The organism is Rhizobium sp. WSM409, from assembly GCF_057653825.1.
Genome location: NZ_JBYGKP010000002.1, coordinates 702,400 through 719,330, shown reverse-complemented (window position 1 = coordinate 719,330; position 16,931 = coordinate 702,400). Strand labels below are relative to the sequence as shown.

Below are 16,931 nucleotides of genomic sequence, written 5' to 3'. Positions count from 1 at the left end.
TGGTCGGCATTCGGATCAGAGCCGAGGCGGGGTCAGGCGTGGCTATGCAGATGAAGGATCGCAGCAAAGGCTCCGGGTCGCTGGTCACACAGGTCGGCGAAAGCCTCCGGCAAGCCATATTGAGCGGCCAGTATTCCGTCGGCGACAAGCTTCCGAGTGAACATGAGTTGACCGAAACACATGGCGTCAGCCGGACGGTCGTGCGCGAGGCCGTGGCCGCACTTCGCTCCGACGGGCTTGTCGAGGTGCGCCAGGGGGCTGGGATTTTCGTACTCGGTGCTGATCCGGCGCTCTCCGCGCGGAAAGTCGACAAAGCCCGCGTCGCCTCCGATCTTGAGGTACTTGAGATCAGAACACCTGTCGAAATCGAGGCGGCAGGCCTCGCAGCCCTACGCCGCTCGCCTGCGCAGGAGGAGGCGATATTCGAATGTCATCGGAAAATCCTCCAATGCATCGAGAGCGACCAATCCATTCGCGATGCGGATCTCGATCTCCATGCCGCAATCGCCGAAGCCACGAACAATCCGCTGTTCAGGCAGTTCCTGGAGTCCCAGGGTTCGGCGATCATCCCGCAGTCGAGACTCGTTCCGGAAACGAGGACGGCCGAACAGACGGCCTATCGAAAGCTGATCCACAGGGAGCACGAGGCAATCGTCGTCGCCATCTCGGACAGAGACGATGAGGCCGCCCGCAACGCCATGCGCGAGCATCTGGTCGGCAGCCAGGCCAGGTATCGCAACCTGCTGAGAGATCTGCGAAGCTTTACGAGCTGACATCTGATCCAAGAGCTCACACGTTCCAGCCGATCATCAGATGACCATGACGGCCGCGGACAAGCCGTCTCACGATTTTCATGTTGGAGCGGCTACCGAAAAGGCTGAACGCTGCCGATGGAAGGGACAGCGCATCCGGCTTAAGAAATGCAGGCGCGCTCATTGCTCCCGCGCTCTGCGACGGGTGGTGCATGGGCGGGATGGGACGGGCTGCCTGCCCGTCCGCGACTGAAAGCTAGTTGAAAGCTTCGACGTCATAGGAAGGAGCGGCATCGTGGAGGAGACACGGTCAAGGTGGCGAGACGACGATGCCAGCCAAACACAGGAGGAGATTTCCATGCGTTCTTCACGCAGCCTTTTTCACACCGTCGCTTTTTCGACGCTTCTCGCCGCAGCATCTTTCACGACCAGCGCCGCACATGCGGCCGACAAGATCACCATCATGGTCGGCGGTTATGAGAAGCAGATCTATCTGCCCGCCAAGCTTGCCGAATCGCTCGGATACTTCAAGGACGAGGGTCTCGACGTGGAGCTGCTGAACGAAGCTGCCGGCGTCGATGCCGAAAACCAGCTTCTGGCGGGCGCCGTCCAGGGTGTCGTCGGCTTCTACGACCATTGCGTGGATCTGCAGGCCAAAGGCAAATTCGTCGAATCCATCGTCCAGTTCAGCCAGGCGCCGGGCGAGGTCGAGATGGTCTCGAGCAAGTATCCTGACATCAAGTCGCCGGCCGATTTCAAGGGCAAGAGCCTCGGCGTCACCGGTCTCGGCTCGTCCACCAATTTCCTGACCCTCTTCATGGCCTCGAAGGCCGGCCTCAAGCCCGGTGATGTCGTGACAATTCCAGTCGGCGCCGGCGGCACCTTCATCGCCGCCATGCAACAGGATCAGATCCAGGCCGGCATGACGACCGAGCCGACGATTTCGCGCATGATCAAGACCGGCGAGGCGAGCGTGCTCGTCGATATGCGCACGGTCGAGGCGACCCGTCAGGCGCTCGGCGGCACCTATCCGGCCGCCTCGCTCTACCTGGAAACCTCCTGGGTCGACGCGCACAAGGAAGAGGCACAGAAGCTCGCCAACGCCTTCGTCAAGACGCTGCGCTACATCAACACGCATTCAGCCGCCGAGATCGCGGACAAGATGCCGAAGGACTTCTACGTCGGCGACAAGGACGGCTACATCAAGGCTCTCGACGAGGGCAAGGGCATGTTCACACCGGATGGCGTCATGCCGGAAGACGGTCCGAAAACCGTGCTTGCCGTGCTCTCTGAGTTCTCCAAGAACGTCAAGGGCAAGCAGATCGACCTTGCCAAGACCTACACGACGGAATTCGTCAAGAACGTCAAGTAAGGCGTCGCGTCGCTTCCGGTCCCAACCGGAAGCGACCCTCCCGATCGATCCATGGGCATTGCGTGCACGCGCCCAAAGCACGCCTCAGGTATCATCATGCAACATGACAAGAACGAGATCCCGGCGATCGAGCTGATCAACGTCAGCCGCCGCTTCGTCTCGCCGACCGGCAAGTCCCTGACGGCCTTGCGCGATTTCAACATGACGGTCGCCCGCGGAGAGTTCGTCGCCGTCGTCGGCCCCACCGGATGTGGTAAATCGACGACGCTCAATCTTGTGACGGGTCTCGCCCGCCCCAGCGCCGGTGAAGTCCGGCTGATGGGCGGCCCGATCACCGGCATTGACCCGCGTGTCGGCTTCGCATTCCAGACCGACGCGCTCTTTCCCTGGAAGAACGTCATCGACAACGTCATGGCCGGTCCGCTGTTTCGAGGCAAGTCGCGCGCCGAGGCAGAAAAGAGCGCACGCGACTGGCTCGCCCGTGTCGGCCTTTCGAAGTTTCTCCATCATTATCCCCACCAGCTGTCAGGCGGCATGCGCAAACGCGTCTCGCTGGCACAGACCTTCATCAACGAGCCGGAAATCCTGCTGATGGACGAGCCGTTTTCGGCTCTCGACGTGCAGACCCGCACCGTCATGCACGAAGAGCTCTTGAAACTGTGGGCCGAGCGCAAGGCCTCGGTGGTGTTCGTCACCCACGACCTCGAAGAAGCTGTCGCCCTTGCCGACAAGGTCTATGTCCTGACCGCCGGCCCCGCGACGGTCAAGTCGGTCTACACGATCGATCTCCCCCGTCCGCGCGTCGTGTCGGAAATCCGCTACGAGCAGGCCTTCATCGACTACTGCAAGACGATCTGGGAGGACCTCCGCGAAGAGGTCGAGACCAGCTACCGCCGCGCGAGCGAAGCGGCCTGAGGGAGGATATCATGGCACACACCACTCTTGAGGCCGGTTCGGCCACCATGTTTCGGCCCGGCACGTCGGACACGGAAATCGAGGCGTCGGCGCTGAAGGCGATGCGCCAGCGCAAGACGCTGGTGCGCTTCTGGCAGATCGCCATCCTGGTCTTCGTGATCGGCATGTGGGAACTGTCTTCCAACATGCAGTGGATCGATCCGTTCTTCTATTCGAGCCCGAGCGGCGTCGTTCAGCGCCTCTACGAATGGGCAACCGAAGGCACCACGGAAGGTTCGCTCTGGTATAATCTATGGGTGACGATGGAGGAGGCCTTGATCGGATTCTTCGCGGGTTCGATCACCGGCGTCGTCGTCGGCATCGGTCTTGGCCGCAACCGCTTCCTGTCGGACATTTTCTCCGTTTATATCAAGGCGATCAACTCGATACCGCGCGTCGTTCTCGCCCCCATCTTCATCATGATCATGGGTCTCGGCCTGCCCTCCAAGGTTGCTCTCGCCTTCATCATGGTATTCTTCGTGGTATTCGCAAACGCGTTCCAAGGCGTGCGCGAGGCCGACCGTAATATGATCGCCAATGCCCGCATCCTCGGCGCCTCGGACTGGCAGGTCACCCGCACGGTGATCATTCCCTCGGCGATGAGCTGGATCTTCGCCAGTCTGCATGTGTCCTTCGGTTTCGCGATCATCGGCGCAATCGTCGGCGAATTCGTCGGCGCCCGCTTCGGGATTGGTCAGCTCATCTCGATCGCCAAGGGTACGTTCGATGCCGCCGGCATGTTCGCGGCAATCCTCCTGGTCATGGTCGTCACGCTTTTTGCCGAATACATCATGACATTGATCGAGAACCGTCTGGCGAAATGGCGTCCGCAACAGCACCTCGATACCCAGTGATCAAATCGGCCTCCTCCCAAGGCAGATAGAGAAGAAGGCCGGGTGCCATGCCCGGCCTTCTTCATTAGACGCGCTCGAGTTTAAGCGAGCGGAAGCCGTACCGTCACGATGAGCCCGCCGCCGCCTTCCGCATCATCGAGCGAGACTGAACCTCCTGCACCTTCGACAACCTCCCGAACGATCGACAACCCCAGACCGCTCCCCTCAGCTTCGGTCCCCATGATCCGGTAGAACCGTTCGAAAACCTGCTCGCGCTCCCCGCTCGGAATACCCGGCCCGTTGTCCTCGACGGTCACGACGGCATTGCCGTCCGCCTGCCCGACGGCGACGGTCACCCGTCCATTCGGGCGGGTATAGCGGATCGCGTTGTCTATGAGGTTGACCAACATCTCGCGCAACATCGTCGCGTCGCCGTCGACAATGACCGGGCGGACCGCTTCCAGACCGACGTCGATGTTGCGCCTGAGCGCCTCTTCGGCATGCGCTTCCAGGATCTCGCGGGCAGCCTTGCTGAGGTCTGTCGCATCGCTGCGCGGGCGCCGGCTTCCGGGCTCGGCCCGCGACAAGGTAAGAAGCTGGCTGGCGAGACGCGAAATCTGCTTCGTGCTGGTGCGAAGGGCGACAAGCGCCTCGTCACGGCGAGCCGGATCAGCTTCCCGGGCCGCCACGCTCGCCTGCGTCGAAATCAGCGCGAGCGGCGTTCGGAGCTGATGCGCGGCATTCGATACGAACCGTCGCTGCGCGGCCATCTGGTTCTGGACGCGCTCCATATGGTCGTTCAGGGCATGGACGAGCGGCTGCAGTTCGCTCTGCACCATTTCCGGCGGCAGCGGATCAAGACGATGGCGGCCGCGCTGGCGCACGGCGTCCCGCAGTCTCAGAGCGGGCGCCAGACCCCGTTGAAGCCCGAGGATGGTCACCAGGCTCGCGACGAAGACGAGCACGAACTGCTTCGAAAAGTCCGAAAGCCACAATTGCCGTCGCATCGCATACTGGCTGTTATGCGTAACGGCGACGGTCACGGAGATCGTGCCGTCATCGGGCAGGCCGACGACAGGATGGTCGAGCATCATGACACGCACATCGGCACCATGGAACGCGCGATCGGCGCCTGCCCGCTGGACGGCCGGCAACGGCAAGTCGGGAAAGCCGCTGACCAGACTGCCCCACGCGGTGATCACCTGGTAAGATACCCGGTCGCCGAAGCCTGTATCAAACATCTCCAGCGCGGAAGGCGGCACGTCCACCTGGACATTGCCGCCCTCGTCGACGCGGACGGCCTCGGCAATGACGCGGGCCGAGGCCAGAAGTGTTCGATCCGTCACCAGCTTTGCCGTCGCATCCGCCGTCCAGAAGCTGTCGTAAAGATTGAAAGCGATCGCGCCGAACAGGGTCATCAGCACCCAGCAGAGCAATTGTACCCTCAAGCTGTGGCTGAGCCGCGCGATCGCCGCGCCGACCTTTGTAACTAGGCTACTGGACATGTCGGAGGAGATAACCGAGCCCGCGCAACGTCGCAATCTGAACCGAACTGCTCTCCAGTTTCTTTCGCAGCCTGTGGACGTAGATTTCGATGGCGCTCGCATCCGCCTCGTCGTCGAAACCGAAGACGCTTTCAGAAAGCGCGGCTTTCGAAACCGTGATGCCATGCTTCATGACGAGCTGCTCGAGAACGGCATATTCGCGCGGCGTCAATTGCAGCGGCTCGCCTGCGACGAAAAACTGCCGCGTCCCACCGGAAAAAAGCAGGTTGCCGACGGTGATTTCCGACGAAGCCCGATCCTGGCCGCGGCGGACCACCGCACGGATCCTCGCTTCGAGCTCGGCGATTTCGAAGGGCTTGGCGAGATAGTCGTCGGCGCCGCTGTCGAGCCCCGCCACACGGCCGTCCAGGCTGGCATTCGCGGTCAAGATAATGACCGGCAGCTTGCTCCCGGACTGCCGCAATCGCTTTAAAAGCGTTAACCCGTCAAGTTTGGGCAGAGCAAGATCGAGGATCATCGCCGAATACTCAGCCACCTTGAGCAAATGCTCGGCGTCCTCGCCGTCATGGGCAATGTCGATAGCATATTGCGCCTGTCGCAGGGCTTTGCCCAGCCAGGCCGCCAGATCCTTGTTGTCCTCCACCACAAGCAGTCTCATCCGACCTCCTTAGCATGTGCGGACGGTCTGGCGGAAGCGTGACCCGATTTCCTCCGCCGAGGCCTGGCATCCATGGCGCGAATTGTCCGTTATTTGTCCGGCGCGCGCATTTTCCTCTGCCTTCAAATCGCCGAATATGACTTCATGATCAACCTGGATGGAGCAAAAAATGTCCGGCCATGATACTGTCCTTCTCGTTATCGACGCCCAGGAGTCTTTCAGACACCGCGATTACTGGGATGAAAACCTCGCCTCCGCCTATATCGATCGTCAGCAGGCTCTGATCGACGGCGCGGAAGCCGATGGGATACCCATCATCCAAATCTTCCATGTCGATGAAAACGGGCCGTTTTCGGAAGCATCTGGGTTCGTCAGCACACTCGCCCCGCTCAGGATCGCCCCCAAGGCGACGTTCAGGAAGAGGCGCCATAGCGCCCTGGTCGGTTCCGGTCTCGACGTGTGGCTGACCGAGAACGGCGTCCGTCGTATCCTCGTCTCCGGCATCCGCACCGAACAGTGCTGCGAGACCACGACCCGTCATGCCTCCGATCTCGGCTATCAAGTCGACTATGTCGGCGAAGCGACGCTGACCTTCCCGATGACCGACGCCACAGGACGCACTTGGAGCGCGAAGGAAATCCGGGACCGGACCGAATTGGTCCTGTCGGGCCGGTTTGCTCGGATCGCGACCGTCGACCAGGCCCTGGCGGGGCGTGGAAAGTCACTCGCCGCATGACGGACGCCGCGCAGCCCTTCGATATTCCGGTCTTCGTCGTCGTGCCGCCGCGCGTGCTGCTGCTCGACGTCGCCGGCCCCATCGAAGTGCTGCGCAAGGCGAACCTCGAACAGTGCACAGCGCGCTTTACCGTCGCCTATATCGGCCCATCGGCGACGGTCGGCAGTTCGATCGGCCTTGCCGTTACGGGAGTCGCCGCATTGCCGGAGAGCTTGCCCGATACCGCGCTTGTCATCATTGCCGGCAGCGCCGATGCCCCGATGAAAAACAGCGCGCCAGGGAACGAACAGGAGCGCGCCGACCAGGCTGCCATCGTCGCATGGCTGAGGCACGCCATTCGCCCGGGAATTCGTCTGGTCTCGATCTGCTCGGGCGCATTGCTCGCTGCCGAGGCAGGCATGCTCGATGGCCGCGATTGCACCACCCATCATGGCTGCATAGAGGATCTGGCGAGGCTCGCTCCCACCGCGCGCGTCCGGGACAACCGGCTCTATGTCGAGGATGGAGATCGCCTCACCAGCGCCGGCATCACCGCCGGCATAGACCTCATGCTGCATATCGTTGCCGAAGCGGCCGGGCACGCGTGTGCGCTTGCGGTGGCACGATATCTTGTCGTCTATCTCAGGCGCGGCGGATCGGATCCGCAGCTTTCACCCTGGCTCGAAGGTCGCAACCATATCCACCCGGTCATTCACCGTGCACAGGATGCCGTGGCCGCCAACCCGTCTGAGGATTGGTCGGTGGTGTCGCTCGCCCGCCTCAGCGGCGCCAGCCCGCGCAACCTTTCACGGCTGTTCAACGAGCAGACGGGCATGAGCGTGACGGATTTCGTCAACCGTATGCGCGTGGCTCTTGCCCGCGAGATGCTCGCCGGTTCACGGCTGGACATGGAGGCTGTCGCGATGCGCGCCGGCTTCGGCTCGGCGCGGCAACTCCGCCGCGCCTGGAACCGTCTGAATGACGGCCCACCGAGTGCGGCACGGTCGAGGCTACCTACAGGCTCATAGCGCAAGAGGAAGGACGGACGGGCCGATGCCCTACACCTCGACTCCCCAGATTTCGATCTGGGTCAGCGCCGGATAGGGCGAGGCGTCTTCGGCCTTGATCAGACCGTGCAGTTCCACCCATTCGACGATGCAGGGTTCTATGGTAAAGCCCTGCGCAACACCCGATTTTGCCAGCGGAAAACAGGAGGTCTTGCCGTTCGAGAAGGTGACGCTGGCCTTTTCCCACCAGGAATCATGCGGAAAGTCGGCTCGGAGATAGAAAACGATCTCGTCGATCCTGACCGGCCTACCGAATTCCACCGTCAGTGCTGCTTGCGGATCGCGATTGATGCCCCAGCTCGTATAGGGCCAGAAGCCGTGATCATCGTTGGCCTTTTCGCCATCGATCGCGTTGCGCGCGGCAAAGACCGCTTCGCCGCGGGTCTCGACATTGGCGCGCGCATGCGGAAACAGAGCCCGATTGGCGTGATCGTCCCAGGGGTTCAGGGCGAGATTGCGCCGATGGACAATCTCGTCAGGACGCGTGCTTCGCGCTGAAAGCCGGTGGATATCGCCCCTGAAGGCATTCGGCGAATAGGGCTTGCGTTTGTCGCCGAAGGGCACGGCGAGTGAATAGACGCATTCCTTCATATAGACCAGGCCGGGTTGGATCGCGCCATCAAGGGAGAGGAAGACATGCCCGGGCCCGGAGACCTCCACGACCACGCGATCGCCTTCGCGATAGCTCTGGCGATAGACCAGGAACGTCTCGTCCCGGCCGATGGAACTCGCCAACACCGCCCCACCGGCATCCACGATCTTCAGCGTCAATTCCATGCTCGCCCTCCCCAGAGCATGATGCCGAAAAGCGTGAGCGATTTTCGGACGACATCATGCTCTAACTCTTTAATTTTAGAACAGGATTCAGATTTTTAAGCCGACCCGGCCTGAAATCATCCTGTTCTAGACGATCCGCAATCTCAGCAGCCTGCCGGCAAACGGCAGGCGCAACCGGTAGATTTTCTCGGGCCAGGCCGACCTCAGCCGGGCGTCCTCCACGACGATCTCGTCGATTTCGATCTCGCCGGCGCCCTCGACGAAAATGCTGCCGAGATCGGCGAGATCGATCCTGTCCGGGCCGACGGTCGGCGCCAGGCATGTCATCAGCGACAGGACCGCCGGCTTGCCGCCGTCATAGGTGTCGACGATCTCGACATGGCGGCCGCGCAGCAGGGAAACGACGCGCCGATAGCTGTGCAACTGCGCTTCGGGGGGATAGGCGTCTGAAATATCGAGCGCTATGCGCGCGCTCCCTTCGTCAAACCCGACCTCGACATCGCGCGCGCCAAAAGCTTCGCCGGCCGACTGCATGACGCCTGCAAATGTCGGCAGATTGTGGAACGCCGACTGCATCGTCCATATCTCGTAGCGCCGCGCCGAAAAGGTTTTTGCGGTATAGGTCTCGACGCCGACATCGATCAGGAACGGACGTCCCCTCTTGTAGAGCGTCACGCTCCCGACATCGTTGTGATTGTGGCCCTCGCCATTGTTACCGCCCTTGACGGCAAGCGAAAACTGCTCGTCGCGGGCGATGAACAGGCCGATGCCGGGATAGAAGATATCGCGCCGGGATGCAGGATGCGGCGGGGCGGCAGCGGGAAGCGTCGGGCCGGCCAGCAGTTCCTGCACGCGATACCAGAGGTTCCATTCCCCGGGCATATGCGAATTGTTGGAAGCGGCTCTGTCGGCTGCGGCGAACTCAGCCAGCATCTTAGAGCCGACCGCCTGTCCGAACAGGTATTCCCGCGCGCTGCAGGGTTCGACCACCGCGGAGGAATCCGCGAAATTGAAATAGTAGCGGCCGGCCACATGCATATGGGCAATATATTCGGCCATGTTGCGGATCTTCGGCTGCTGCCAGACCCCGGCGAACAGGCCGGCCGCCACGGCGTCCAGGATGGTCAACGCACCATGCAGGCAGAGCGCGGCGTGGCGGTAATAGAGCACGCCCTCCTCGCAGGCGCCGTCCTCGGCATAGTCCTTCAGGAAGGCGTCGAGGCTGCCGAGCGCGTTTTTGACGACGGCGTGACGCGTGGGCTGATCTGTTTTCAGGGAGAAAACCGTCAACAGGACGTTCTGGCTTATCCATGCCGTCCAGTTGTTCATCCGCTCTTCGCCGCGGCCCATCCACCAGAAATGCCGGCCGAGATAGGGCGAGAGGATGCGGATCTCGATCTCGCGCTCGACGCGTGCCGTAATCTCGGGGCTGATGGCGTCGAGCTCGTCGCGAAACAATGCGACGACGGTGGCAAGCAGGGCGGCTGTTTCGGCGGCGAAGAGATCGACGACAGGCTGCGAATTGTCGGGAAGCGGCAGGCGCGCGCCGCTTCGTTCATAGGCGTTATGCGCCGGCAGCTGCCAGCCGCTCTCCTCCACGATCAGGAAGATGCCGTCGACGATCTTCCGCAGGAAGCGCGCGCCGCCTTCGACGAGTTCGCCGAGCACCAGATTGTTGAGCATCCGGCGGCGTGTGAAATAAAGCTCCTCGAAGCGCGCGCGGTTGCCGGTTTCGGTGAACTCCCGGTAATCCGAGGCCGCAATCAGCGGCCAGGCGCGCGCAACCGTCTCTTCGGCCTCGCCAATGACCAGTTCCCGTAGCGCTTGCGGCACAGTGCTCCATCTGAGGCGATCGGAGCCGACCGCCCCGGGCGTAAAATCGCCCAGCACATCCGGCAGCTCCCCTGAAATCTCGCTGAACATGTCCCTCCCCGTACCGGAAAAGCATCGATGGTCGTTTGGTCTCTGCATGCTCACCTATCATATGTATTTCGCGCTTTCTATAACATTCGTATGATCTATCCAGAACTTGTTTGACCAATACCCGATATGTGCTATGTGGTTGCGGGAGGAAGAGGAGGCATCGGTGTCCCTATCGAATTCGGTCATCGCGACGGATGGCGCTCCGGCAATCCCAAGCCGAAAAGTCGCGGTCTTGTCCAAGCGGCAGCGCAGGATCCGCAGCGCGCTCGTCGCCTATTCCTTCATTGCGCCGAATTTCCTCGGCTTTGCCGTCTTCACGCTCGGCCCGATCCTGTTCGCCTTCGTGCTCGCCTTCATGCATTGGGACGGCTCGAATGCGATCACATTCGCCGGGCTGGATAATTTCTGGCGGCTCTTCGAGGACAAGGCCTTTATCGCGGCGTTCTGGAACACGGTGATCTATACGGTCGCTTCCGTGCCGGCGACGCTCATCTGCGCGCTCGGCCTCGCCGTTCTCCTCAATCAAAAGATCGCGGGGCGCGATTTCTTCCGTACGGCGATGTTCTTCCCCTATGTCGCCTCGCTGGTGGCCGTCGCGGTCGTCTGGAACATGATCTTCAATCCCGAGATGGGACCGGTGAACATGATCCTCTACACGCTCGGCCTCGATCCCAAGAACATGCCGGGATGGGCTGCCGATCGCCACTGGGCGATGGTGACGGTGATCCTCTTCGGCATCTGGAAGAACATGGGCTATTACATGGTCATCTATCTGGCCGGCCTGCAGGGTATTAATTCGGAGCTCTATGAGGCCGCCGATCTCGATGGCGCCAATTCCTGGCAGAAGTTCATCCATGTCACTGTGCCGCAGCTCGGGCCGACGACCTTCTTCGTCACAGTGATGCTGACGATCCAGTCCTTCAAGGTGTTCGACCAGATCTACATGATCACCCAGGGCGGGCCTGGCACCTCGACGCTCGTCCTCGTCTACCACATATACAACGAGGCCTTCATTTCCTGGGATCTCGGCTATTCCAGCATGGTTGCGCTCGTTCTGTTCTTCCTCGTGCTCGCGGTCACCGTCTTCCAGTTCCGGCGCCAGAGGGAGGATGGTGAATGAGGATCGCAGGACGCAAGGTGACCGTCAGATCGGTCGCGATCTACGCCATCGTCATCGCAGTCACGCTCATCATGCTGATGCCGTTTGCCTGGATGCTTTCGGCATCGCTGAAGCTCAGCCGCGACGTGTTCGCCTTCCCGATCGAGTGGATACCGTCCGAGCCGCAATGGCATAACTACGTCGATATCTGGACGAAGATCCCGCTCGCGCTCTTCATCTACAACACGTCGAAGCTGACGATCATCGTCACGCTGCTGCAGCTTTTGACCTCCAGCTTTGCGGCCTACGCGTTTGCCAAGCTGAATTTCCCCTACAAGAACACCCTGTTTCTCGGTTACATCGCCACCATCGCCATGCCCTGGCAGGTCTATATGGTGCCGCAATTCCTGCTGATGCGTGAATTCGGCCTCAACAACACCCATCTGGCGCTGATCTGTCTGCAGGCCTTCACCGCCTTCGGTGTCTTCCTGATGCGGCAGTTCTACATGTCGATCCCGACCGAGCTCTGCGAGGCGGCTCGCATCGACGGCATGAACGAGTACCAGATCTGGGCGCGTATCATGCTGCCGCTGTCGAAGCCCGCACTCTCGACGCTGACGATCTTCACTTTCGTCACCACCTGGAACGATTTTCTCGGGCCGATGATCTACCTGACCAAGACCGAGCTGAAGACCGTCCAGATCGGCCTGCGTATGTTCATCTCGCAATATTCGGCCGAATACGGGCTCATCATGGCTGCCTCCGTTGTCGCCCTCATTCCGGTTCTCGTCGTATTCCTCTCTCTCCAGCGTTTCTTCGTCGAGGGCATAGCCTCGACGGGACTGAAGGGTTAAATCCATGAACGCCGTCTCGTCCGTCGCCCCACAGCCGATCACCGATCCGGAGGTCAAAGCCGCGCTCGATCTTGCCGTCGAGCAGATCAGGCGCAACCTCCCCCAATTCACCCATGCCTCGCAGAACCATTCGAGCGTCGGAAATTTCTATCCCGCGGTGGCGAACGACCAATGGACAGCGGGCTTCTGGCCCGGCGAGCTGTGGCTCGCTTTCGAGCACAGCGGCGAGGCGGTTTTCCGCGATGCCGCGCAGGTCCAAGTCCAGTCATTCCTGCATCGGATCGTGAACCGCATCGAGACCGATCATCACGACATGGGCTTTCTCTATTCGCCCTCTTGCATCGCCGCCTGGAAGCTCGTCGGAGACGAGGATGGCCGCAGGGCCGCCATCCTGGCCGCCGACCAGCTGATCGAGCGCTTCCAGCCCGTCGGTCAGTTCATCCAGGCCTGGGGCCGCAAGGGCAAGGCGGAGGAATACCGCTACATCATCGACTGCCTCTTGAACCTGCCGCTTCTCTACTGGGCAAGCCGCGAGACCGGCAATCCGAAATACCGCGAGATCGCGCTCATTCACGCCCGCACAACGCTTGCCAACTCGGTTCGGCCGGATAATTCCACCTATCACACCTTCTATCTGGACCCGGTCACCGGGGCGCCGGTGCGCGGCGCCACCAAACAGGGTTACAAAGACGATAGCGCCTGGGCGCGCGGACAGGCCTGGGCAATCGCTGGCATGGCGCTCTCCTATCGCTATGAGCGGATCGAGGAATATCGCCAAACCTTCGACAGGTTGCTTGCCTTCTATCTCAACCGGCTGCCGGCCGACATGGTGCCCTATTGGGATCTCGTCTTTTCGGATGGCGATGGCGAGCCGCGCGACAGCTCGTCGGCCTCGATCGCCGCCTGCGGCCTTCTGGAGATGGCCGATCTCGTCGAACCGGAACCGGCCTCACGCTATCGCACGCTGGCGCGCCGCATGATGAAGAGCCTTGCGGATCATTATGCGGTCAAGGATCCCACCGTCTCCAACGGCCTGGTGCTGCACGCCACCTATTCGAAGAAATCGCCGTTCAACACCTGCCGCGGCGAGGGCGTCGATGAATGCGTCTCCTGGGGAGATTATTATTACATGGAAGCTTTGACGCGCCTTTCGCGCAACTGGTCTTCCTATTGGTGAATTCAGGAGAACCCGATGGCCAGCATTTCGCTTAAAGAGCTGAACAAGAGCTACGGTGCGCTCACCGTCGTCCACGACATCGACCTCGAGATCGCAGACAAGGAATTCATCATTCTGGTCGGCCCGTCGGGCTGCGGCAAATCGACGACGCTGCGGATGATCGCCGGCCTCGAGGAAATATCGGGAGGAGAGCTCAAGATCGGCGGCGACGTCATGAACGACGTCCCGTCCAAAGATCGGGATATCGCCATGGTGTTCCAGAACTATGCGCTCTATCCGCATATGACCGTCTACAAGAACATGGCTTTCGGCCTGCAGCTCAGGAAGGTGTCGCGCGACTTCATCGACGCGCAGGTGCAGGACGCCGCCAGGATCCTCGACATCTCTCATCTCCTCAACCGCAAGCCGAAGGCGCTTTCGGGCGGGCAGCGCCAGCGCGTCGCGCTCGGCCGCGCCATGGTGCGCAATCCGGCGGTCTTCCTTCTCGACGAGCCGCTTTCCAATCTCGACGCCAAGCTGCGCGGCACCATGCGCTCCGAAATCACCAAGCTGCACAAGCGCCTCAACGCCACCTTCATCTACGTCACCCATGACCAGGTCGAGGCCATGACCATGGCGGATCGGATCGTCGTCATGAAGGACGGGCACATCCAGCAGGTGGATACGCCGCAGAACCTCTATGACCGCCCCGTCAACATGTTCGTTGCCGGCTTCATCGGCGCACCGCAGATGAACATGCTGCCCTCGACCATTCTGCGCCGGGGCGACGGCTACGTCGCCGTCTTCGACGGCCCGGAACTGCCGCTGCCTGCCCATTTCGACAAAAGCAGGATCGCCCCCTACGAGGGTCGCGAACTGGTGCTTGGCATCCGTCCGGAGAATTTCCACGAGCTGCCGCCGGCCGACATCGCGCCCGAGAACCTGGCGCCTCTCAAGGCGATCGTCGAACTTGCCGAACCGATGGGATCGGAAGTGCACCTGAACATGGTAGCAGGCGGTCGCAATCTGATCGCCCGCGTCTCGCCGCGTTACCGGCCTGATATCGGCGAAGAGGCGACGCTGGTCGCCGATATGACCAATGCGCAGTTGTTCGACAATGAAACGGAACGCTCGATTCTATACTGAGACGCCTGCGGGAGACGGCTATGCAGTGGTTGCGGGACATGTGGACGAGGGAGGGACCGGGCATTCCGAAGGATGCGCCGAAGAGGACCGGCCTTGCCCTGTTCGCCGAGATCCTCGTCCGTGAATGGTGGGAGTTGGTCAAGCTGAACATCCTCTTCATCCTGGCTGGCCTCTTCGTCGTGACGCTGCCGGCAGCGCTCGCCGCCATGGCCCGGGTGTCGGTGGCCCTCGTGGAAGATAGCAACACCTATCTGCTGCGCGACTTCACGGAAGCCTTTCTGCGCTACTTCTGGCGCGCCACCGCCTGGGGCCTGGCGCTGGCGGGCGCTCTCGCAGTCTGCCTCTATGCGATCGCCACCTATGGCGCCGGCGCACGCGACAATCTGTTGCTGAGCGCACCGCTGACGATCGCGCTCGTCGCCACCGCCTTCGTTGCGGTCCTCGCCTGCCATCTCTTCGTTTTGATGGTGATGCGCGATCTGCCGGCTCTGAGGCTGCTGCGCCTCGCCGCCCTCGCCTCCATTGTCCGTCCGCTCCCGGCGCTCGCCGCACTCGCCTTTGCCGCCGGCCTCTGGCTGGCGCATGTCCTCTTCTATCCGGTTTCGGTGTTCATGCCGGCAACCTTCAATTTTTCACTCGGAATGTTCGCCGTCGCATTCGGCGTCCATCGGGCGGCGGTGACGGTTCTAGACCTGCCAAACGCAACACAGCCGCACAGCGAACCGCATAGACGAGACGCTTCATAAAATAACTGATCCAGAGATGATCCAGGGAAGGAGAACGGGAATGTATTTGGATAAATTCGGGGGGACGGTGAAACTTGCCGTGGCAGGATTCACCTTGGCGGCGATGACGGCCGGGGCAGCGTTTGCCCAGGACGCCGTGACGCTGAAATGGGCTTTGTGGGACTGGGACAAGACCGCCTATTACAAACCGCTGATCGAGGCCTATCAGGCCAAGCACCCCAACGTGAAGTTCGAGCCGATGGATCTCGGCTCGCAAGACTATCAGCAGATGATCTCAACGCAGTTGACCGGCGGCTCCAAGGACATCGACATCGTCACCGTCAAGGATGTGCCGGGCTACACCAATCTGGTGCGCGCCGGTAACATCGCCGATCTCAGCGGCTTCGTTAAGGATCAGAAGATCGACTCGGCTCCCTTTGGCGGCCTGATCGAGGAACTGACCATCGATGGCAAGATCTACTCCCTGCCGTTCCGCTCCGACTTCTGGGTCGTCTATTACAACAAGGATATATTCGACAAAGCAGGCGTCCCCTACCCCACCAATGACATGACCTGGGCGCAGTTCGACGAGACCGCCGAGAAGCTTTCGGGCGGCATGGGCACCAACAAGACCTATGGCGCGCTTCTGCATACCTGGCGGTCAACCGTTCAATTGCCTGCCATCCTCGACGGAAAACACACGCTTGTCGACGGCGACTATGGCTTCCTGAAGCCCTGGTACGAGAGGGCGCTGACCCTGCAGAAGGATGGCGCGATTCCCTCCTATGCCTTCCTGAAGACGTCGAACACACATTATTCGGCGCTCTTCTTCAATGGCACGATCGGCATGCTGCCGATGGGAACCTGGTTCGTCGGCACCCAGATCACCAAGGTGAAATCGGGTGAATCGAAGAGCAGGAACTGGGGCATCGTCAAGTTCCCGCATCCCGACGGTGTGGCAACCGGCACGACCGCTGCGCAGATTTCCGGCCTGGCGGTCAACGCCAATTCCGACCACAAGGATGCCGCGCTCGATTTCATCAAGTTTGTCACCGGTCCTGAGGGCGCAGCGGTTATCGCGTCGACGGGCACCTTCCCTGCGCTCAAGACGGATGATGTCAGCGCCAAGATCGCGGCAACACCCGGATTTCCTGAGGATGCGGCCAGCAAGGAGGCGCTGAAGCCGTCGAAAACCTATCTGGAGATGGCGGTCAACCCGAACGCCGCCAAGATCGAGGTCGTGCTCAACCGGGTGCATGACGCGATCATGACTGACAGCACCTCCGTCGATGACGGGCTGAAGGAAATGACCGAAGGCGTGAAGGCGATCAAGTAGGCGTCCAGAAATGTCGACGGCCGCAGGCAATATCTGCCCGCGGCCGATCCTGTTTTCAT

16 protein-coding genes are annotated in these 16,931 nt (G+C 61.2%); 12 read left to right on the top strand and 4 right to left on the bottom strand.

Annotation, left to right across the window (positions count from 1 at the left end):
* The first annotated feature begins 44 nt into the window (after positions 1-44).
* The 4 genes from AC25BC_RS26975 (at position 45) to AC25BC_RS26960 (ending at position 3,932) form a co-directional block, all read left to right on the top strand.
* A complete protein-coding gene (locus AC25BC_RS26975; protein ID WP_206642401.1) occupies positions 45-773 on the top strand; it encodes a FadR/GntR family transcriptional regulator in 729 nt (242 codons plus the stop codon).
* Between the two features lie 337 nt (positions 774-1,110).
* Positions 1,111-2,124: an ABC transporter substrate-binding protein gene (locus AC25BC_RS26970; protein ID WP_017996361.1), complete on the top strand. Its 1,014-nt coding sequence runs from the start codon at positions 1,111-1,113 to the stop codon at positions 2,122-2,124.
* Between the two features lie 96 nt (positions 2,125-2,220).
* Positions 2,221-3,039, top strand: coding sequence for an ABC transporter ATP-binding protein (locus tag AC25BC_RS26965; RefSeq protein WP_012755423.1), 819 nt, complete (start codon positions 2,221-2,223; stop codon positions 3,037-3,039).
* Between the two features lie 11 nt (positions 3,040-3,050).
* Positions 3,051-3,932 carry an ABC transporter permease gene (locus tag AC25BC_RS26960; RefSeq protein WP_012755422.1) on the top strand — a complete coding sequence of 294 codons (882 nt, stop codon included), beginning with the start codon at positions 3,051-3,053 and terminating at the stop codon, positions 3,930-3,932.
* 80 nt (positions 3,933-4,012) lie between these two features.
* Here the strand turns inward: AC25BC_RS26960 and AC25BC_RS26955 are convergent, their stop codons facing one another.
* Positions 4,013-5,416, bottom strand: a complete 1,404-nt coding sequence (locus AC25BC_RS26955; RefSeq protein ID WP_128439696.1) for a sensor histidine kinase — start codon at positions 5,414-5,416, stop codon at positions 4,013-4,015.
* Entirely contained in the window at positions 5,406-6,074 is a 669-nt protein-coding gene (locus AC25BC_RS26950) for a response regulator (RefSeq protein WP_003562839.1), read from the bottom strand. The genes AC25BC_RS26955 and AC25BC_RS26950 overlap by 11 nt, the downstream gene beginning before the upstream one ends.
* A 157-nt stretch (positions 6,075-6,231) precedes the next feature.
* On the opposite strand from AC25BC_RS26950, the gene AC25BC_RS26945 reads away from it, so the two are divergent.
* Together AC25BC_RS26945 and AC25BC_RS26940 are read left to right on the top strand one after the other, a co-directional pair.
* Positions 6,232-6,810, top strand: a complete 579-nt coding sequence (locus tag AC25BC_RS26945) for an isochorismatase family protein (protein ID WP_017996366.1) — start codon at positions 6,232-6,234, stop codon at positions 6,808-6,810.
* Entirely contained in the window at positions 6,807-7,817 is a 1,011-nt protein-coding gene (locus tag AC25BC_RS26940; protein ID WP_128406096.1) for a GlxA family transcriptional regulator, read from the top strand. The genes AC25BC_RS26945 and AC25BC_RS26940 overlap by 4 nt, the downstream gene beginning before the upstream one ends.
* A gap of 30 nt (positions 7,818-7,847) precedes the next feature.
* Here AC25BC_RS26940 and AC25BC_RS26935 read toward each other — a convergent pair whose 3' ends face one another.
* Entirely contained in the window at positions 7,848-8,633 is a 786-nt protein-coding gene (locus tag AC25BC_RS26935; RefSeq protein WP_128439695.1) for a carbohydrate-binding protein, read from the bottom strand.
* A 126-nt stretch (positions 8,634-8,759) separates the two neighbouring features.
* Positions 8,760-10,556 (bottom strand): heparinase II/III domain-containing protein, encoded by a 1,797-nt coding sequence (locus AC25BC_RS26930; RefSeq protein ID WP_003562850.1) that lies wholly within the window; start codon positions 10,554-10,556, stop codon positions 8,760-8,762.
* 133 nt (positions 10,557-10,689) lie between these two features.
* On the opposite strand from AC25BC_RS26930, the gene AC25BC_RS26925 reads away from it, so the two are divergent.
* Genes AC25BC_RS26925 through AC25BC_RS26900 form a run of 6 tightly spaced genes read left to right on the top strand, consistent with a single transcriptional unit; the run spans position 10,690 to position 16,872 of the window.
* Entirely contained in the window at positions 10,690-11,676 is a 987-nt protein-coding gene (locus tag AC25BC_RS26925) for a carbohydrate ABC transporter permease (protein WP_041935731.1), read from the top strand.
* Positions 11,673-12,509: a carbohydrate ABC transporter permease gene (locus tag AC25BC_RS26920; RefSeq protein ID WP_003562853.1), complete on the top strand. Its 837-nt coding sequence runs from the start codon at positions 11,673-11,675 to the stop codon at positions 12,507-12,509. The genes AC25BC_RS26925 and AC25BC_RS26920 overlap by 4 nt, the downstream gene beginning before the upstream one ends.
* Positions 12,510-12,513: 4 nt before the next feature.
* Positions 12,514-13,686, top strand: coding sequence for a glycoside hydrolase family 88 protein (locus tag AC25BC_RS26915; protein ID WP_128439694.1), 1,173 nt, complete (start codon positions 12,514-12,516; stop codon positions 13,684-13,686).
* Positions 13,687-13,701: 15 nt separating this feature from the next.
* Positions 13,702-14,811 carry an ABC transporter ATP-binding protein gene (locus AC25BC_RS26910; protein WP_128439693.1) on the top strand — a complete coding sequence of 370 codons (1,110 nt, stop codon included), beginning with the start codon at positions 13,702-13,704 and terminating at the stop codon, positions 14,809-14,811.
* Positions 14,812-14,831: 20 nt separating this feature from the next.
* Positions 14,832-15,557, top strand: a complete 726-nt coding sequence (locus AC25BC_RS26905; protein ID WP_128439692.1) for a DUF624 domain-containing protein — start codon at positions 14,832-14,834, stop codon at positions 15,555-15,557.
* Between the two features lie 40 nt (positions 15,558-15,597).
* Positions 15,598-16,872: an ABC transporter substrate-binding protein gene (locus AC25BC_RS26900; RefSeq protein WP_128439691.1), complete on the top strand. Its 1,275-nt coding sequence runs from the start codon at positions 15,598-15,600 to the stop codon at positions 16,870-16,872.
* The last annotated feature ends 59 nt before the right edge of the window (positions 16,873-16,931 follow it).

Excerpts from the sequence above, each read along its gene's own strand:
- AC25BC_RS26905 (WP_128439692.1), top strand. The coding sequence starts at position 14,832 with ATGCAGTGGTTGCGGGACATGTGGACGAGGGAGGGACCGGGCATTCCG.
- AC25BC_RS26915 (WP_128439694.1), top strand. The coding sequence starts at position 12,514 with ATGAACGCCGTCTCGTCCGTCGCCCCACAGCCGATCACCGATCCGGAG.
- AC25BC_RS26975 (WP_206642401.1), top strand. The coding sequence starts at position 45 with ATGCAGATGAAGGATCGCAGCAAAGGCTCCGGGTCGCTGGTCACACAG.
- AC25BC_RS26935 (WP_128439695.1), bottom strand. The coding sequence starts at position 8,633 with ATGGAATTGACGCTGAAGATCGTGGATGCCGGTGGGGCGGTGTTGGCG.
- AC25BC_RS26930 (WP_003562850.1), bottom strand. The coding sequence starts at position 10,556 with ATGTTCAGCGAGATTTCAGGGGAGCTGCCGGATGTGCTGGGCGATTTT.
- AC25BC_RS26945 (WP_017996366.1), top strand. The coding sequence starts at position 6,232 with ATGGAGCAAAAAATGTCCGGCCATGATACTGTCCTTCTCGTTATCGAC.
- AC25BC_RS26900 (WP_128439691.1), top strand. The coding sequence starts at position 15,598 with ATGTATTTGGATAAATTCGGGGGGACGGTGAAACTTGCCGTGGCAGGA.
- AC25BC_RS26950 (WP_003562839.1), bottom strand. The coding sequence starts at position 6,074 with ATGAGACTGCTTGTGGTGGAGGACAACAAGGATCTGGCGGCCTGGCTG.
- AC25BC_RS26910 (WP_128439693.1), top strand. The coding sequence starts at position 13,702 with ATGGCCAGCATTTCGCTTAAAGAGCTGAACAAGAGCTACGGTGCGCTC.
- AC25BC_RS26925 (WP_041935731.1), top strand. The coding sequence starts at position 10,690 with ATGTGGTTGCGGGAGGAAGAGGAGGCATCGGTGTCCCTATCGAATTCG.
- AC25BC_RS26970 (WP_017996361.1), top strand. The coding sequence starts at position 1,111 with ATGCGTTCTTCACGCAGCCTTTTTCACACCGTCGCTTTTTCGACGCTT.
- AC25BC_RS26940 (WP_128406096.1), top strand. The coding sequence starts at position 6,807 with ATGACGGACGCCGCGCAGCCCTTCGATATTCCGGTCTTCGTCGTCGTG.
- AC25BC_RS26955 (WP_128439696.1), bottom strand. The coding sequence starts at position 5,416 with ATGTCCAGTAGCCTAGTTACAAAGGTCGGCGCGGCGATCGCGCGGCTC.
- AC25BC_RS26960 (WP_012755422.1), top strand. The coding sequence starts at position 3,051 with ATGGCACACACCACTCTTGAGGCCGGTTCGGCCACCATGTTTCGGCCC.
- AC25BC_RS26965 (WP_012755423.1), top strand. The coding sequence starts at position 2,221 with ATGCAACATGACAAGAACGAGATCCCGGCGATCGAGCTGATCAACGTC.
- AC25BC_RS26920 (WP_003562853.1), top strand. The coding sequence starts at position 11,673 with ATGAGGATCGCAGGACGCAAGGTGACCGTCAGATCGGTCGCGATCTAC.